Origin of the sequence: Kitasatospora sp. NPDC053057 (assembly GCF_044546945.1) — a bacterium.
Classification (GTDB): domain Bacteria; phylum Actinomycetota; class Actinomycetes; order Streptomycetales; family Streptomycetaceae; genus Kitasatospora.
On record NZ_JBITZP010000146.1, the window covers coordinates 1 to 1,363 of the forward strand.

A 1,363-nucleotide genomic window follows, 5' to 3' on the forward strand; every position below is an offset into this window, starting at 1 on the left:
CTGCAGGAGGGTCTGCTGTTCCACCACTTGATGGCGGAGGGGGGCGAGGACGCCTACCTGATGCCGGTGGTCATCGAGATGGACTCGCGGGAGCGCGTGGACGCCTTCGCGGCCGCTCTCCAGCAGGTCGTCGACCGGCATGACATCCTGCGGACGTCCTTCGTCTGGGAGGGGCTGCCCGAGCCGGTCCAGGTTGTCCGGCGCAAGGCCGAACTGCCGGTGACCGAGGTGGTCCTGGACCCGGCAGCCGCCGATGCGGCGGCCGAACTCCAGTCCGTCGTGGGCCTGTCCATGGACCTGGGCCGGGCACCGCTGATCAGCGTGCACGCGGCCGCGCTGCCCGAGCGCGGGCGCTGGTTGGTGCTGCTGCGGCTGCACCACCTGGTGCAGGACCACACGGCGCTGGAGCTGCTGCTCCACGAGGTGGCGGCGTTCCTGGCCGGTCGCGGTGATGAACTGCCGAAGCCGCTGCCGTTCCGTGACTTCGTCGCGCAGGTGCGCGGTGGCATCGGACGGGCGGAGCACGAGCGGTACTTCGCCGGTCTGCTGGGTGACGTGACCGAGCCGACCGCCCCCTACGAGATGGTGGACGTCCAGGGTGACGGTGCGGCGGTCGAGCGTGCCGTGGTGCCGCTGGCGGCAGAGACGGTGGAGCGGCTGCGCTCGGTGGCGCGCCGGGTCGGGACGAGTCCCGCGACGCTGATGCACGTCGCCTGGGCCCGGGTGCTCAGCGCCGTCAGCGGCCACGCGGACGTGGTGTTCGGCACGGTGCTGTTCGGCCGGATGAACGCCGGCGCGGGCGCCGACCGCGTCGCCGGCCTCTATCTCAACACCCTCCCGGTGCGCGTGCGGTCGGGCGAGCTGGGTGCGCTGGAGGCCGTGCTGGCCATGCGCGGGCAGCTGGCCGAGCTGCTGGAGCACGAGCACGCCTCCCTCGCCCTCGCCCAGCAGGCCAGCGGTCTTCCGGGCAGCACTCCCGTGTTCACCTCGCTCATCAACTACCGCCACAACACCGGTGCGGAGAGCGAGAAGCAGGGCTACGCCCGGCCCGAGGGCATGCGTGTGCTCTCCTCCCGGGAACGCACCAACTACCCGCTCGGTGCCTCCGTCGACGACCACGGCGACGCGATGTCGCTGGCGGTCGACGCGGTCGCCCCCATCGCGCCGGAGGCGGTCGGCCTTCTGCTGCGCACCGCCGTCGAGAACCTCGTCCCCCTGGTCGAGGATGCCCTGGACGGCGAGCCGGACACGCCGCTGCACGCCGTCTGGGTGCTGGCCCCTGAGGACCGGCGCCGGTTGCTGGTGGAGTGGAACGAGACGGTGGTCGAGGTCGGGTCGGCGACGGTGCCGGAGTTGTTCGTGG

1 protein-coding gene is annotated in these 1,363 nt (G+C 72.3%); it reads left to right on the forward strand.

The genetic code is table 11. The features are described 5' to 3' along the window. The coding region (locus tag ACIG5E_RS39490; RefSeq protein WP_396542160.1) for a condensation domain-containing protein at positions 1-1,363 on the forward strand (1,363 nt) is incomplete at both ends.